The sequence below is a fragment of the Sphingomonas sp. ACRSK genome (assembly GCF_022346685.1).
Taxonomy (GTDB): domain Bacteria; phylum Pseudomonadota; class Alphaproteobacteria; order Sphingomonadales; family Sphingomonadaceae; genus Sphingomonas; species Sphingomonas molluscorum.
Map to the genome: position 1 here is coordinate 119,196 of NZ_JAKRNR010000005.1, position 12,715 is coordinate 131,910.

Annotated in this window: 18 protein-coding genes; 12 read left to right on the top strand and 6 right to left on the bottom strand. The window is 69.6% G+C overall.

Annotation, left to right across the window (positions count from 1 at the left end):
* The first annotated feature begins 73 nt into the window (after positions 1–73).
* Genes MHZ35_RS04430 through MHZ35_RS04455 form a run of 6 tightly spaced genes read left to right on the top strand, consistent with a single transcriptional unit; the run spans position 74 to position 3,909 of the window.
* The gene (locus MHZ35_RS04430) at positions 74–799 is read left to right on the top strand and encodes a hypothetical protein (RefSeq protein ID WP_239434549.1); all 726 of its coding nucleotides are present in this window, start codon (positions 74–76) and stop codon (positions 797–799) included.
* Positions 800–859: 60 nt separating this feature from the next.
* A complete protein-coding gene (crcB, locus tag MHZ35_RS04435; RefSeq protein ID WP_239434550.1) occupies positions 860–1,237 on the top strand; it encodes a fluoride efflux transporter CrcB in 378 nt (125 codons plus the stop codon).
* Complete coding sequence (locus MHZ35_RS04440; RefSeq protein ID WP_239434551.1) at positions 1,234–2,325, top strand: RluA family pseudouridine synthase; 1,092 nt, start codon at positions 1,234–1,236, stop codon at positions 2,323–2,325. Before crcB ends, MHZ35_RS04440 begins: the two co-directional genes overlap by 4 nt.
* Entirely contained in the window at positions 2,322–3,008 is a 687-nt protein-coding gene (locus MHZ35_RS04445; protein ID WP_239434552.1) for an HAD-IA family hydrolase, read from the top strand. The genes MHZ35_RS04440 and MHZ35_RS04445 overlap by 4 nt, the downstream gene beginning before the upstream one ends.
* Positions 3,005–3,220, top strand: coding sequence for a hypothetical protein (locus MHZ35_RS04450; RefSeq protein WP_132884314.1), 216 nt, complete (start codon positions 3,005–3,007; stop codon positions 3,218–3,220). Before MHZ35_RS04445 ends, MHZ35_RS04450 begins: the two co-directional genes overlap by 4 nt.
* On the top strand, positions 3,217–3,909 hold the full coding sequence (locus tag MHZ35_RS04455) for an ATP12 family chaperone protein (protein ID WP_239434553.1): 693 nt from the start codon (positions 3,217–3,219) through the stop codon (positions 3,907–3,909). Before MHZ35_RS04450 ends, MHZ35_RS04455 begins: the two co-directional genes overlap by 4 nt.
* A gap of 104 nt (positions 3,910–4,013) precedes the next feature.
* On the opposite strand, the gene MHZ35_RS04460 is transcribed toward MHZ35_RS04455, so the two are convergent.
* Together MHZ35_RS04460 and gmk are read right to left on the bottom strand one after the other, a co-directional pair.
* Positions 4,014–5,327 carry an MFS transporter gene (locus MHZ35_RS04460; RefSeq protein WP_239434554.1) on the bottom strand — a complete coding sequence of 438 codons (1,314 nt, stop codon included), beginning with the start codon at positions 5,325–5,327 and terminating at the stop codon, positions 4,014–4,016.
* Positions 5,328–5,409: 82 nt separating this feature from the next.
* On the bottom strand, positions 5,410–6,060 hold the full coding sequence (gmk, locus tag MHZ35_RS04465) for a guanylate kinase (protein ID WP_125959849.1): 651 nt from the start codon (positions 6,058–6,060) through the stop codon (positions 5,410–5,412).
* Between the two features lie 38 nt (positions 6,061–6,098).
* On the opposite strand from gmk, the gene MHZ35_RS04470 reads away from it, so the two are divergent.
* A complete protein-coding gene (locus tag MHZ35_RS04470) occupies positions 6,099–6,686 on the top strand; it encodes a DUF2585 domain-containing protein (protein ID WP_239434555.1) in 588 nt (195 codons plus the stop codon).
* 17 nt (positions 6,687–6,703) lie between these two features.
* On the opposite strand, the gene MHZ35_RS04475 is transcribed toward MHZ35_RS04470, so the two are convergent.
* The 4 genes from MHZ35_RS04475 to MHZ35_RS04490 all read right to left on the bottom strand — a co-directional run bounded on the left by MHZ35_RS04475 (position 6,704) and on the right by MHZ35_RS04490 (position 9,392).
* Complete coding sequence (locus tag MHZ35_RS04475) at positions 6,704–6,901, bottom strand: hypothetical protein (RefSeq protein ID WP_132884286.1); 198 nt, start codon at positions 6,899–6,901, stop codon at positions 6,704–6,706.
* The gene (locus tag MHZ35_RS04480) at positions 6,898–7,113 is read right to left on the bottom strand and encodes a hypothetical protein (protein ID WP_125959852.1); all 216 of its coding nucleotides are present in this window, start codon (positions 7,111–7,113) and stop codon (positions 6,898–6,900) included. Before MHZ35_RS04480 ends, MHZ35_RS04475 begins: the two co-directional genes overlap by 4 nt.
* Positions 7,114–7,454: 341 nt before the next feature.
* On the bottom strand, positions 7,455–8,852 hold the full coding sequence (gene fumC / locus MHZ35_RS04485) for a class II fumarate hydratase (protein WP_239434556.1): 1,398 nt from the start codon (positions 8,850–8,852) through the stop codon (positions 7,455–7,457).
* A 54-nt stretch (positions 8,853–8,906) separates the two neighbouring features.
* Positions 8,907–9,392, bottom strand: coding sequence for an SspB family protein (locus tag MHZ35_RS04490; RefSeq protein ID WP_125959854.1), 486 nt, complete (start codon positions 9,390–9,392; stop codon positions 8,907–8,909).
* Between the two features lie 80 nt (positions 9,393–9,472).
* Here MHZ35_RS04490 and hisB point away from each other — a divergent pair, with 80 nt between their 5' ends.
* The 5 genes from hisB to hisF are packed head-to-tail and all read left to right on the top strand — an operon-like array spanning position 9,473 to position 12,456.
* Complete coding sequence (hisB, locus tag MHZ35_RS04495) at positions 9,473–10,060, top strand: imidazoleglycerol-phosphate dehydratase HisB (protein WP_239434557.1); 588 nt, start codon at positions 9,473–9,475, stop codon at positions 10,058–10,060.
* The gene (locus tag MHZ35_RS04500) at positions 10,057–10,368 is read left to right on the top strand and encodes a YciI family protein (protein WP_239434558.1); all 312 of its coding nucleotides are present in this window, start codon (positions 10,057–10,059) and stop codon (positions 10,366–10,368) included. Before hisB ends, MHZ35_RS04500 begins: the two co-directional genes overlap by 4 nt.
* Entirely contained in the window at positions 10,365–10,967 is a 603-nt protein-coding gene (gene hisH / locus MHZ35_RS04505) for an imidazole glycerol phosphate synthase subunit HisH (protein WP_239434559.1), read from the top strand. Before MHZ35_RS04500 ends, hisH begins: the two co-directional genes overlap by 4 nt.
* Complete coding sequence (hisA, locus tag MHZ35_RS04510) at positions 10,955–11,692, top strand: 1-(5-phosphoribosyl)-5-[(5-phosphoribosylamino)methylideneamino]imidazole-4-carboxamide isomerase (RefSeq protein ID WP_239434560.1); 738 nt, start codon at positions 10,955–10,957, stop codon at positions 11,690–11,692. The genes hisH and hisA overlap by 13 nt, the downstream gene beginning before the upstream one ends.
* Entirely contained in the window at positions 11,689–12,456 is a 768-nt protein-coding gene (gene hisF, locus MHZ35_RS04515; RefSeq protein WP_239434561.1) for an imidazole glycerol phosphate synthase subunit HisF, read from the top strand. The genes hisA and hisF overlap by 4 nt, the downstream gene beginning before the upstream one ends.
* Positions 12,457–12,715: the final 259 nt, after the last annotated feature.

Consider the following 12,715-nt stretch of genomic DNA (forward strand, 5'->3'; position numbering starts at 1 on the left):
CATCGGGACTCCCCGCCCGATCGGCCGCACAACATGGTTTACACCAGCTTCGTCTTGTTTGACCCTCTCGCCAATGTCCGTCGTGTGGGAGAGCCCGATGCGCCGACTGCCGTCCCTCGCCGCTGCCCTTTCGCTGCTCGCGCTCGCAGGCTGTGAGCGAGCCGATCCCGGCGCCGACAACATCGCTGCGCTGGACGCGGAACTGACTGGGGACGACCAGGCGGCAGCCGCACTCGGCAACCGCATCCTGGTGGATCCCAAGCGCCTCGCCGGCACCAACCAGGGAAGCGCGACGGCGGGGGCCGGGCCCCGCCCCGGTACGTCGGCGAACCCCGCCACGGAGCGGTTGCTGGCAGCGCCTCCAGCCAAGCGTGCCGGCTCCTGCCCCGAGTGCGACGCCGCGCGCCGCGCCGTCACCCTCGCTGCATCGTCCCGGCGCGAGGGGACGGCGCCGGTCGAGTGCACGCGCAGCCTGACCTACGCGACCGACTGGGCAAAGCGGCTGCCGCCCGACCTGCCGCTCCACCCGCAAGCGACGCTCACCGAGGCAGCGGGCAGCCAGGTGTCCGGCTGCCAGTTCCGCGTGGTCAGCTTCACGGTCGAGGCGCCGCTCGGGCAGCTCGTCGACTGGTACTACACCCGCGCGACCCGCGCCGGCTATGCGAGTGGCCACCAGCTTGACGGCAACGAGCATGTGCTCGCCGGCAGCCGCGGGCGCGACGGCGGCGTCTATGTGCTGTTCCTCGCCCCCGATGGCCCCCGCACCAACATCGACATGGTGCTGAACAAGGGCGTTTGAGGCGTTCCCGGTACCACGCGCCTGTTCAGCCGCGCGCCGATGCGCTAGGCGCAGCCGATCATGGGCAATCTTTTACTCGTCATGCTCGGCGGCGCAGTCGGCGCCGGGCTGCGCCATCTGTTCGGGCGCGCCGCGCTCGTCCTCTTCGGCCCCGGCTGGCCGTGGGGGACGCTCGGCGTCAACCTGATCGGCGGCTTCGCCATGGGCCTGCTGGTCGCGGTGCTCGCGCGTGGCGCCTTGGGCGGTGAAACCGCGCGCCTGCTGCTCGGCGTCGGCGTGCTCGGCGGCTTCACCACCTTTTCGGCCTTTTCGCTCGATGCGGCGCTGATGATCGAGCGCGGTGAACTCGCCTCGGCGCTCGCCTATGTCGCCGCCTCGGTCGCCGGCGCGATCCTCGCGCTGTTCGCCGGCCTCTCGCTTGGAAGGATCGCCGCATGAGCGACACGCCCAACGCCGTCCGCCAGTTCACCGTCGGTGCCGACGACGACGGCGTCCGCCTCGATCGCTGGTTCAAGCGGCACCTGCCCGACGTCAGCTTCAACACCGTGTCGCGCTGGGCGCGGACCGGCCAGCTGCGCGTCGACGGCGCCCGCGCGACGCCCGGCGACCGGGTGACCGAGGGCCAGCAGATCCGCGTCCCCCCGCCCGAGCCGGAAAAGGCTCCGCGTCCAAAGGCCCAGCGCCCGCCGCTCGCGCCGGAGCAGGTCGAACTCGCCCAGTCGATGGTCATCCACCGCGACGCGCAGGCGATCGTGCTCAACAAGCCGCCCGGTCTCGCGACGCAGGGCGGCACCAAGACGCACGACCATGTCGACGGCCTGCTTGACGCGCTCCAGTTCGACGCGGAAGGCCGGCCCAAGCTCGTCCACCGGCTCGACAAGGACACATCGGGGGCGCTGCTGCTCGCCCGCACGTCGCGTGCCGCCGCCTTCTTCTCCAAGCATTTCTCCGGCCGCTCGGCGCGCAAGACCTATTGGGCGCTGGTGATCGGCGTGCCCGACATCGACGACGGCATGATCGACCTGCCGCTCGCCAAGCAGCCCGGCAGCGGCGGCGAGAAGATGCACGTGGACGAGGAAGAGGGCCAGCCCTCCCGCTCGCGCTACCGCGTGATCGAGCGCGTGGGCAACCGCGCCGCCTGGGTGGAGCTTCAGCCCTATACCGGCCGCACCCACCAGCTGCGCGTGCACATGGCGGCGATCGGCCATCCGATCGTCGGCGACGGCAAGTACGGTGGCGCGGCCGCGTTCCTGACCGGGGGCGTCAGCCGCAAGATGCACCTCCACGCCCGCCGCATCCGCATCGATCATCCCGATGGCGGCAAGATCGACGTGACGGCGGAGCTGCCCCAGCATTTCGCCGAGAGCATCGAGCTGCTGGGCTTCGACATGGCGCTCGGCAATGCGCTGGCGGAGGACACGCCCCCGCCCCCCAGCCGCGCGGTGGAGAAGGCCAAGGCCAAGGCGCATGCCAAGACCGTGCGCAAGGAACGCCGCGGCGAACGGCGCAGCCGGGGACGCGGATGACCCGACTCGCGGTATTCGACTGCGACGGCACGCTGGTCGACAGCCAGGCCAACATCTGCCGCGCGATGGAGCTGGCGTTCGACTCCGCCCAGCTGCCGCTGCCGGACCGCGCCGCGATCCGCCGCATCGTCGGCCTGAGCCTGGTCGAAGCCGTCGCCCGGCTCGCGCCGGAGGTGGAGCCGGCGCTGCACGCGTCCGTCGCGGAGGACTATAAGCGCCATTTCCGCGCGATGCGGACCGGCGGCGGCCTCGCCGACGAGCCGCTGTTCGACGGCGTCCGTGCGGCGATCGAACGGCTCCTCGCAGACGGCTGGCTGCTGGGCGTAGCCACCGGCAAGTCGGACCGCGGGCTCGCGCTGATCCTCGAGCATCACGGTCTTTCCGACCACTTTGTCACCCTCCAGACGGCCGATCGTCATCCCTCCAAGCCGCATCCTTCCATGCTGGAGCTAGCGATGGCGGAGGCGGGGGCCAATCCGGAGAACACCGTGATGATCGGCGACACCAGCTTCGACATCGCCATGGCCGCCGCCGCCGGGGTGCACCCGATCGGCGTCGCCTGGGGCTATCACACCGTCGCCGAGCTCACCGCCGCCGGCGCGCGCCACGTCCTCGACCATGCCTCGGCGCTTCCGGCGCTGGCCGAGACCCTGTGCCCCCTGCCCGTCGCGATGCGCGCATGAGCGCCGATCCCGCCCGCAACCGCTGGCTGGTGCTCGTGTTGGTCCGCATCGTCGCCTCGGCCGGCGCGGTGCTGGGGCTCATGCTGCTGACGCGCGCGGCCGAATGGCCGCCCAAGCTGCTGGGTGTCGCGATCGTGCTGTGCGCGCTGTACGTGATGGCGGTGGTGCCGCGCGCCCTGGCACACCGCTGGAGGACCCCGCCCAAGCCATGAAGCGCTTCTGGAAAACCGTCACGGTCGAGCCCACCGACGCCGGCCTCGGCATCGCCCTCGACGGGCGCCCCGTCCGAACGCCCGGTCGCGTGCCGCTGACGCTTCCGACGCCCGCGCTTGCTCAGGCGGTGGCGGACGAATGGAGCGCAGTCGAGGATCGGCTCGATCCCCGCGCCATGCCGCTCACCGGCCTCGCCAACGCGGCGATCGACCGGGTCGCGCCCGATCCCGCCGCTTTCGCGGCCGGCCTGGCCGCCTATGGCGAGAGCGACCTGCTCTGCTACCGCGCTGAGGATCCCGAGCCGCTGGTCGCGCGCCAGCAGGCTGCCTGGGATCCGGTGCTCGCCTGGGCCCGCCAGCGCTACGACGTGACCTTTGCGATCACCGCCGGCGTGATGCACGTCGCCCAGCCCCCCGCCACCGTCGCGCGACTCGCCGAGGCTACGGCCGCTCGCGACGCCTTCGCGCTCGCCGGCCTCTCGCCGATCGTCACCATCACCGGCTCGCTGGTGCTGGCACTTGCGCTCGCCGAACGCGCCTTCGATGCCGAGATGGTGTGGAACGCCGCCCATGTCGACGAGGACTGGCAGGTCGAACGCTGGGGCGAGGACCCGCTCGCGACCGAAGCGCGCCTGATCCGCCGTCGCGACTATGACGCCGCGGTGAGGTTCCTGGACGCGCTTCGCTAGGACGATCGCCCCCTACGTATTCCCGCGCAGGCGGGGATCCACGGGCAAGCAGAGCAACGAGCACTTGCGCGGGAGCACCGTCGCCAGCCGCAAGGCGACGCGCCTCAATCCTCCTGGATCAGGCTCCGGTGGCGCGTGTCCCGCATGCGCAGGTACACGACCAGCGACACCCCGATCATCGCCGTCACATACCAGTAGAAGCCGCGCTCCCACCCGGCATCCTTGAAGCTCAGCGCCACATATTCCGCCGTCCCGCCGAACAGCGTGTTGGCGAGCGCATAGGGCAGCGCCACGCCCAGCGCGCGGATGTGCGAGGGGAACAGCTCCGCCTTCACCACCGCATTGATCGAGGTATAGCCGGTGACAATGATCAGCGCCGCCATCACCAGCAGGCCGGCGGTCCACACGTCCTGGGTCTGCTCCAGCGCACTGAAGATCGGATAGGTGAACAAGACGCCCGCGACGCCGAACGCGACCATCAGCGGCTTGCGCCCGATCCGGTCCGAAAGCCCGCCGGCGATCGGCTGCAGGCACATGAACACGAACAGGGTGACGCCGTTGATCTGGCTCGCCGCCTCCTTCGAGAAGCCGGACGTGTTGACCAGGAACTTCTGCATGTAGATCGAATAGGCGTAGAAGGCGAGCGTACCGCCGGCGGTGAGCAGCATCACCAGCGCCGTCTCGCGCGGGTGGTGGCGCACCAGCTGCAGGAACCCGGACTTGGGCGCGCCGGTCGCCTTGGCGTTCTTGTAGCTCTCCGTCTCGGCCAGGCCCCGGCGCAGGCGGAACACCACCAGCGCCAGCATCGCCCCGATCACGAACGGGATGCGCCATCCCCATTGCTCCAGGTCGCGCGTATCCATCACCGCCTGGAGGACCAGCAGCACCAGGATCGCGAGCAGCTGGCCCGAGATCAGCGTGACATATTGGAAACTCGAGAAGAAGCCGCGCCGGTCCTGCCCTGCCATTTCCGAGAGGTAGGTCGCGCTCGCGCCATATTCGCCGCCCACCGACAGGCCCTGCATCAGCCGGGCCAGCACCAGCAGCGCCGGCGCCGCGATGCCGATCGTCTCATATCCAGGCGTGCAGGCGATGATCAGCGAGCCCAGGCACATCAGCGTGACCGACAGCGTCAGCCCCGCCTTGCGTCCCTGCCGGTCGGCATAGATGCCCATCACCCAGGCGCCGATCGGCCGCATCACGAAGCCGACCGCGAACACCGCCGCCGCGCTCAGCAGCTGCGCCGTCTGGTCCTCGCTCGGGAAGAAGTGCGGCGCGAAATAGAGGGTGAAGGCCGAATAGACGTACCAGTCGAACCACTCGACCATGTTGCCGGTCGATCCGCCGATAATCGACTTAAGGCGCGATCCGACACCGGAGCCGGCGGAGGCCGGCGCAGGCGAGCTTGCGGAGGACATAGGTCGTGGCTTCCGTGGTCTGATGGCAGGCATCGTCCGCGAGGACGGCACCAGAACGCCGGCGCCGAAGCGGACGTTCCGCTCAGGCCATCAGCTTGCGGATGAACCCGATCACGCCCGTCTGGCGGGAACGCTTCAGGCGCTCGGCCGCCAGGATCGTCTGCACCTTGCGGAAGCAGGCCTCGACGTCGTCGTTGACCAGGACATAGTCATAGCCGTCCCAGTGGCTCACCTCGGCCGCGGCGCGCGCCATGCGGGCGTCGATGATCTCGAGCGCGTCGGTGTTGCGGTTGAGCAGGCGCTGGCGCAGCTCGGCCATCGACGGCGGCAGGATGAACACGCGCACCACGTCGCCGCCGGCGATCTGGAACAGCTGCTGCGCTCCCTGCCAGTCGATGTCGAACAGCACGTCCTTGCCGGCCGCAAGCATCGCCTCGACCGGTGCGCGCGGCGTGCCATAGCGCTGGCCGAACACATGCGCCCATTCCAGGAACTCATGCTCGGTCGCCATGCGCCGGAATTCTTCCAGGTCAACGAAGTGATAGTCCTTGCCCTCGACCTCGCCCGGGCGCGGCGCGCGGGTCGTGGCCGACACCGACATCGACAATCCCGGCTCGTCGGCGAGCAGCTTGCGCGCGATGGTGGACTTTCCCGCGCCGGAGGGCGAGGAGAGGACAAACAACACGCCACGGCGCTTGAAGCCGTGCGGATCGGACTCTGGCGGCAGTTCCATGCGCGCTAGTGGCGCGAGGAGGAGCGATACGTCAAGGCATGGCGACCACCTTCCCTACCCGCACCCCGTCCCATTCTGCCCGCTGGTGGTGGGCGACGCTGGCTATCGTCGCGCTCGCAGCGCTGGTGCTGCTGGCGATGGACCGCACCCCGATCTGCACCTGCGGCACGGTGAAGCTCTGGCACGGCACCGTCCAATCGGCGGAAAACAGCCAGCACCTCGCAGACTGGTACAGCCTCAGCCACGTCGTGCACGGGCTGATCTTCTATGGTCTCGGCTGGCTGGTCCTGCGCCGCCAGCCATGGCAGCTGCGCCTGGCGTTCGCGACCCTTGTCGAGGCGGCGTGGGAAATATTGGAGAACTCCCCGATCATCATCGATCGCTATCGCGCGGTCACGATCGCGCTCGGCTACGAAGGCGACAGCGTCGTCAATTCGGTCGCCGACATTGGCTGGATGGTGGTGGGATTCGCCGTTGCGCGTCGGTTGCCGCCCTGGGCCACCATTGCTCTGGGGATCGCGCTGGAACTCGTCGCCCTCGCCGCGATCCGCGACAACCTGACGCTCAACGTCTGGATGCTGCTCGCGCCCAACGACGCGGTCCGCAGCTGGCAGGCGGGGGCCTGAACCCCCGCCGCGGCCTCTTAGTAGCCTCGACGCGCCTTGCGCCGGTCGTACGCCTTCTTCGCGGCATAGCCACCGCCCAGCACAAGGCCCAGCGGCCCCATGCGCCGCAGCGCGCCGCCGACCATATAGCCGAACGCCGCACCCTTCACGCCGCCGCTGCCGTCACGCCGATCGAGCTCGCGCCCGACCAGCATCCCTACGATCCGTCCGATCACGCCGTCTTCTCCCGCTGGAACAGTTGTTCGCGCAGCTGCTCGGCGCCGCGCAGCACCGCCCAGCCGACCGCGTAGGTGACCACCACCGGCACCACCAGCTTCAGCACATTCGCCGTCACCGCACCGATGATCGCGCCGTCCGCGGCACCATCGTCACCGCTCATGCTGTCGATCGCGCCGCCGATCAGCGCGCCTACCGTCGTCGTACCCATGAAGTACCTCGCTTTCGTGTCGAGGGGTAAGCGCCGAAAGGGCACGAGGGTTCCGGTGGTGAGGTGCCGTGCCGGCATTCCCGTCGCCCTCCCCGCTCGCCTCGATCAACCGCCGAGCTTGTCGAGGCGGCCTCCCTCCCGTTCGCATCGAGCAGCCATCGAACCTGTCGAGACGGCCTCCCCCTTCCGTTTGCTTCGAGCAGCCGTCGAGCTTGTCGAGACGGCGTGTCGAGAAGTCGCGCGCGCCGCCCCTCTCGATACGGGCTCTCGACAAGCTCGATCCCTACTCGAGGCCAACGGAAGTGGGGGAACGACCGGCTGCTCAGTGCAGGAACCCAGCCCTACCGCCCGACCATCGTCTCCGGCCGGACGTACTGGTCGAACGTCGCCTCATCCACCAAGCCCAGCTCCAGTCCCGCCTCCTTCAGCGTCAGGCCCTTCTCATGCGCATATTTGGCAATCTTGGCCGAATTGTCATAGCCGATCACGGGCGCCAGCGCGGTCACCAGCATCAGCGAGCGGCCGACCAGGTCGGCGATCTGCTGCTCGTTCGCCACCGTCCCGTCGACGCAGCGCTCGGCGAAGCTCGTCATGCCGGTGGCGAGCAGGTGGATCGAACGCAGCACGTTCGCGCCGATCAGCGGCATGAACACGTTCAGCTCGAAATGCCCCTGCATGCCGCCGACGGTCACCGCCTGGTGATTGCCGATCACCTGCGCCGCGACCATCGTCAGCGACTCGGCCTGGGTCGGGTTCACCTTGCCCGGCATGATCGAGCTGCCCGGCTCATTGGCCGGCAGCGACAGCTCGCCCAGCCCCGAACGCGGCCCCGAGCCCAGGAAGCGGATGTCGTTGGCGATCTTGTTGAGCGCCACCGCCAGCGTGTTGAGCGCGCCTGAGAAGAACACCAGCCCGTCCTTGGCCGCCAGCTGCTCGAACTTGTTCGGCGCACTCTCGAACTGCGTGCCGGCGATGTCGCTGATCGCGGCGGTCATGTCCTCAGCCCAGCCCTCGGGCGCGTTCAGGCCGGTGCCGACCGCCGTGCCGCCGATCGCCAGCTTGCGGATGTTGCCGTTCAGCGCGCCCTCGATCCGCGCCTTGCAGCTCACCAGCTGCGCCGCATAGCCCGAGAATTCCTGCCCCAGGGTCAGTGGCGTCGCGTCCTGGGTGTGGGTGCGGCCGATCTTGACGATATGATCCCACGCCTCCGCCTTGGCGGCGAGCGAGGCGGTCAGCCGGTCGAGTGCGGGCAGCAGCGCATCGCGGGTGGCGATCGCGGTCGCGACGTGGAGTGCGGTCGGGAAGCTGTCGTTGGACGATTGGCTCATATTGACGTGGTCGTTCGGGTGGACCGGCGACTTGCCGCCGCGGGTGCCGCTCAGCACCTCGTTGGCGCGGCCGGCGATCACCTCGTTCACGTTCATGTTGGTCTGGGTGCCGCTGCCGGTCTGCCAGATCACCAGCGGGAACTGGTCGTCGAGCTTGCCGGCGACGATCTCCTGCGCTGCCGCCTCGATCGCGTCGACGATCTTCGCGTCCAGGCCGTGCTTGCGGTTCACCCGCGCCGCCGCCTGCTTCACGATCGCCTGGGCATGGACGATGCCGATCGGCATACGCTCGGTCGATCCGAACGGGAAGTTCTCGATCGATCGCTGGGTCTGGGCGCCCCAATAGGCGGTTGCGGGGACCTCGATCGCGCCGATCGAGTCGGTTTCGGTGCGCGTGCTGTCGGTGCTCATGGTCCGACAACGCTGGGAGCGGCCGGCTTGTTGCACCGGCCGCATACCAACGGCTTACTTCTTGCGCTTGAAGTCCACGGCGACGACGTTCGACCCGTCCTCGACCGGCTTCGCCTGCGGGCCGTCGTTCTCGGCCGGATCGTGCGGCTCCGGGCCGCCGTCCGGGCCTTCGGCCGCCTGGAAGCGCAGCTCGAAATTGACCGCCGGATCGTGGAAACCGGTGATCGCAGAGAACGGAATGATCAGCGTCGACGGGATCTGGTTGAAGCTCAGCCCCACCGAGAAGCGCGACGCATCCACCGTCAGGTCCCAGAAGCGGTGCTGGATGACGATCGTCATCTCGTCCGGGAAGCGCTCGACCAGCCGCTTGGGGATGTCGACCCCGGCTGCCTGCGTCTTGAAGGTGATGTAGAAATGATGGTCGCCCGGCAGGCCGCCGTTGGAGGCGACTTGCCCCAGCACGCGGCCGACGACGGCGCGCAGGGCATCCTGCACGATCTCGTCATAGGGGATCAGGCTGTCGGGCACTTGAGCGTTCATGCGCCTTGGGTAGCGGGGTTTCGGGTGCGGTCAAGATTCGTTGCGTTGCTTGCGCGACGGGCGGCGCTATGGGGACGATCATGCGCACTGGCACCATCACCCGCTCGACCAGCGAAACCTCGATCGAGGTGACCGTCAACCTGGACGGCACCGGCGTCTATGACGTTCAAACCGGGGTCGGCTTCTTCGATCACATGCTCGAGCAGCTCTCGCGGCATTCGCTGATCGACCTGACCGTCCGGACGAAGGGCGATCTGCACATCGATGCGCACCACACCGTCGAGGACACCGGCATCGCCATCGGCCAGGCCTTTGCCCAGGCGCTCGGCGACAAGCGCGGCATCCGCCGTTATGGCGAGGCGCTGTCGCCGATGGACGAGACGCTGACCCGAGTCGCGCTCGACATCTCCGGCCGCCCCTGGCTGGTGTGGAAGTCGCGCTTCACCCAGGCGCAGCTCGGCACCATGGATACCGAGATGTTCGAGCATTTCTGCCACAGCTTCGCGCAGGCGGCCGGCATCACGCTCCACGTCGAGACGCTCTACGGCACCAACAACCACCACATCGCCGAGAGCATCTTCAAGGGGCTGGCGCGGGCGCTTCGCACCGCGACCGAGATCGACCCACGCAAGGCCGACGCCGTGCCGTCGACCAAGGGTGTCCTGTGAGCGTCGCCCGCCCCAACCAACCGCTGAGCCTCGCGCTGCTCAGCTATGTGAAGCCAATCGCCGAGATCGACGCGCTGCGCCCGCGCCACCTGGAGTGGATCAGCGCGCGCATCGACGCGGGCGAGGTACTGCTCGCCGGCCGCCGCGCGTCGGCCACGGGCGGCGTGATGCTGTACCGCGGTGACGCCGAGGCCGTCGAGGCGATCGCCCGCACCGATCCGTACATCCTCGAGGGCGCGGCCACGCTCGAAGTCGTCGGCTTCACCGCCGCCATCGCCAGCGCCGAGATCGGCGCGCTGCTCGCATGACGCTGGCGCTGATCGACTATGGCGCGGGCAACCTCCACTCGGTTGCCAATGCGCTGAAGGCCGCCGGCGTCGCCGACATGGCGATCACCGCCGATGCCGACGCCGTGCGCCGCGCCGACCGCATTGTCCTGCCCGGCGTTGGCGCCTTTCGCGCCTGCATTGACGGGCTCGCGGCCGTTCCCGGCATGATCGAGGCGATGGAAGAGCGCGCGCTGCGTGGCGGCGTGCCGTTCCTGGGCGTGTGCGTCGGCATGCAGCTGATGGCGAGCCAAGGCGAGGAGTTTGGCACCCACGCCGGCCTCGGCTGGCTTCCCGGCACCGTCCGCAAGCTGGATGCTTCCCCGGAAGCGCGCGTGCCGCACATGGGCTGGAACGACGTGGTGCCCCTGGGCGACCATCCGATCGTCCAGCCCGGCGAAGCCTATTTCCTGCACAGCTACGCCTTCGAAGGCGACGGCGTCGTCGCCACCACCACCCATGGGCAGCCGGTGACCGCGGCGATCGGCCGCGACAATCTGCTCGGCGTCCAGTTCCACCCCGAAAAGAGCCAGCGCTACGGCATCGCGCTGCTGGAGAGATTCCTCGCATGGCAACCGTGACCGACCGGCTGATCGTCTTCCCCGCGATCGATCTCAAGCGCGGCCAGGTCGTCCGGCTGGCCGAAGGCGACATGGACCGCGCCACCGTCTACGGCGACGATCCCGCCGCGCAGGCCCGCGCCTTTGCCGAAGCGGGCGCCGACCACCTCCACGTCGTCGACCTCGACGGCGCCTTTGCCGGTGACTCGGTCAACGGCGATGCCGTCGCGAGCGTCGTGCGCGCCTTTCCCGGCCGCGTGCAGTTGGGCGGCGGCATCCGCACCCGCGCCGCGATCGATGGTTGGCTCGAACTCGGCGTCGCCCGCGTCGTCATCGGCACCGCTGCGCTGGAGAACCCGGAGCTGGTCCGCGACGCCGCCCGCGCGCTGCCCGGCCGCATTGTCGTCGCGGTCGACGCGCGCGACGGGCTGGTCGCGACCCGCGGCTGGGCCGACGTGTCGACCGTCACCGTCGCCGACCTCGCCCGCCGCTTCGAGGACGCCGGTGTCGCCGCGCTGCTCTTCACCGACGTCGGTCGCGACGGGCTGCTCAAGGGCTGCAACGTCGCCGCCACCGCCGCACTCGCCGCGGAAGTCGGCATCCCGGTCATCGCCAGCGGCGGCGTCGCCGGCATCGAGGACATCCACCAGCTGCGCGGCAAGCCGGGTATCGAGGGCGTCATCACCGGCCGCGCGCTCTACGACGGCCGCCTCGACCTCGCCGAGGCGCTGCGGGTCGCCGCATGAGCGTCCGCGTCCGCATCATCCCCTGCCTCGACGTCCACGCCGGGCGGGTGGTGAAGGGCGTCAACTTCGTCGACCTGCGCGATGCCGGCGACCCGGTCGAGCAGGCACGCGCCTATGACCTCGCCGGCGCCGACGAACTCTGCTTCCTCGACATCGGCGCCAGCCACGAGGGCCGCGACACCATCGTCGACGTGGTGCGCCGCACCGCCGAGGTGTGCTTCATGCCGCTGACCGTCGGCGGCGGCGTCCGCTCGGCCGCCGACGCCCGCGCGCTGCTGCTGGCAGGCGCGGACAAGGTCGCGGTCAATTCCGCCGCCGTCGCCCGCCCCGAAGTGGTGGCCGAGATCGCCGACCGGTTCGGCAGCCAGTGCGTCACCGCCTCGATCGACGCGCGTCAGGTCGAGCCCGGCCGCTGGGAAGTCTTCACCCACGGCGGCCGCCGCGCGACTGGCATCGACGCGCTGGAGCACGCCGCCCGCCTGGCCGGCCTCGGCGCGGGCGAGTTGCTGGTGACCTCGATGGACCGCGACGGCACCCGCGACGGCTACGACCTCGCGCTCACCCGCGCGATTGCCGACGCAAGCGACGTGCCGGTGGTGGCGTCCGGCGGCGTCGGCAAGCTGGACGACCTGGTGGCCGGCGTGGTCGAAGGCCATGCCAGCGCTGTGCTCGCCGCCTCGATCTTCCACTTCGGCGAAGCCAGCATCGCCGACGCGCGAGCAGCTCTTGCCGCTGCCGGCGTTGCCGTGCGCGGCGTGCACTGAGGCGCAGGCGAGACTAGCGTCGCGAGCGGCGGGTCGCATCACCCCGCTCGCCGCCCCGGAAGGAGCACGCAAGAGTTTCCTCAAGCGACCCGCACCCCGGCGAAGGCCGGGGCTCAGTTGCGAGGACTTCCGAGTGTCGCGTCCCCTCTCGACCGACACCCGACTGGGCCCCGGCCTTCGCCGGGGTATAGGGAAGAAGCAGGGGGAGGCACTTCTGCTCCGTCGCCTTCTACTTTACACAACGCCCATGCGCTTCGCC

What these genes read in the sequence shown, in the direction of transcription:
- MHZ35_RS04445 (WP_239434552.1), top strand. Translation starts at nt 2,322, where the DNA reads ATGACCCGACTCGCGGTATTCGACTGCGACGGCACGCTGGTCGACAGC.
- hisA (WP_239434560.1), top strand. Translation starts at nt 10,955, where the DNA reads ATGGCAACCGTGACCGACCGGCTGATCGTCTTCCCCGCGATCGATCTC.
- crcB (WP_239434550.1), top strand. Translation starts at nt 860, where the DNA reads ATGGGCAATCTTTTACTCGTCATGCTCGGCGGCGCAGTCGGCGCCGGG.
- MHZ35_RS04455 (WP_239434553.1), top strand. Translation starts at nt 3,217, where the DNA reads ATGAAGCGCTTCTGGAAAACCGTCACGGTCGAGCCCACCGACGCCGGC.
- MHZ35_RS04430 (WP_239434549.1), top strand. Translation starts at nt 74, where the DNA reads ATGTCCGTCGTGTGGGAGAGCCCGATGCGCCGACTGCCGTCCCTCGCC.
- MHZ35_RS04460 (WP_239434554.1), bottom strand. Translation starts at nt 5,327, where the DNA reads ATGTCCTCCGCAAGCTCGCCTGCGCCGGCCTCCGCCGGCTCCGGTGTC.
- gmk (WP_125959849.1), bottom strand. Translation starts at nt 6,060, where the DNA reads ATGGAACTGCCGCCAGAGTCCGATCCGCACGGCTTCAAGCGCCGTGGC.
- MHZ35_RS04490 (WP_125959854.1), bottom strand. Translation starts at nt 9,392, where the DNA reads ATGAACGCTCAAGTGCCCGACAGCCTGATCCCCTATGACGAGATCGTG.
- fumC (WP_239434556.1), bottom strand. Translation starts at nt 8,852, where the DNA reads ATGAGCACCGACAGCACGCGCACCGAAACCGACTCGATCGGCGCGATC.
- MHZ35_RS04450 (WP_132884314.1), top strand. Translation starts at nt 3,005, where the DNA reads ATGAGCGCCGATCCCGCCCGCAACCGCTGGCTGGTGCTCGTGTTGGTC.
- MHZ35_RS04440 (WP_239434551.1), top strand. Translation starts at nt 1,234, where the DNA reads ATGAGCGACACGCCCAACGCCGTCCGCCAGTTCACCGTCGGTGCCGAC.
- MHZ35_RS04480 (WP_125959852.1), bottom strand. Translation starts at nt 7,113, where the DNA reads ATGGGTACGACGACGGTAGGCGCGCTGATCGGCGGCGCGATCGACAGC.
- hisB (WP_239434557.1), top strand. Translation starts at nt 9,473, where the DNA reads ATGCGCACTGGCACCATCACCCGCTCGACCAGCGAAACCTCGATCGAG.
- hisH (WP_239434559.1), top strand. Translation starts at nt 10,365, where the DNA reads ATGACGCTGGCGCTGATCGACTATGGCGCGGGCAACCTCCACTCGGTT.
- hisF (WP_239434561.1), top strand. Translation starts at nt 11,689, where the DNA reads ATGAGCGTCCGCGTCCGCATCATCCCCTGCCTCGACGTCCACGCCGGG.
- MHZ35_RS04470 (WP_239434555.1), top strand. Translation starts at nt 6,099, where the DNA reads ATGGCGACCACCTTCCCTACCCGCACCCCGTCCCATTCTGCCCGCTGG.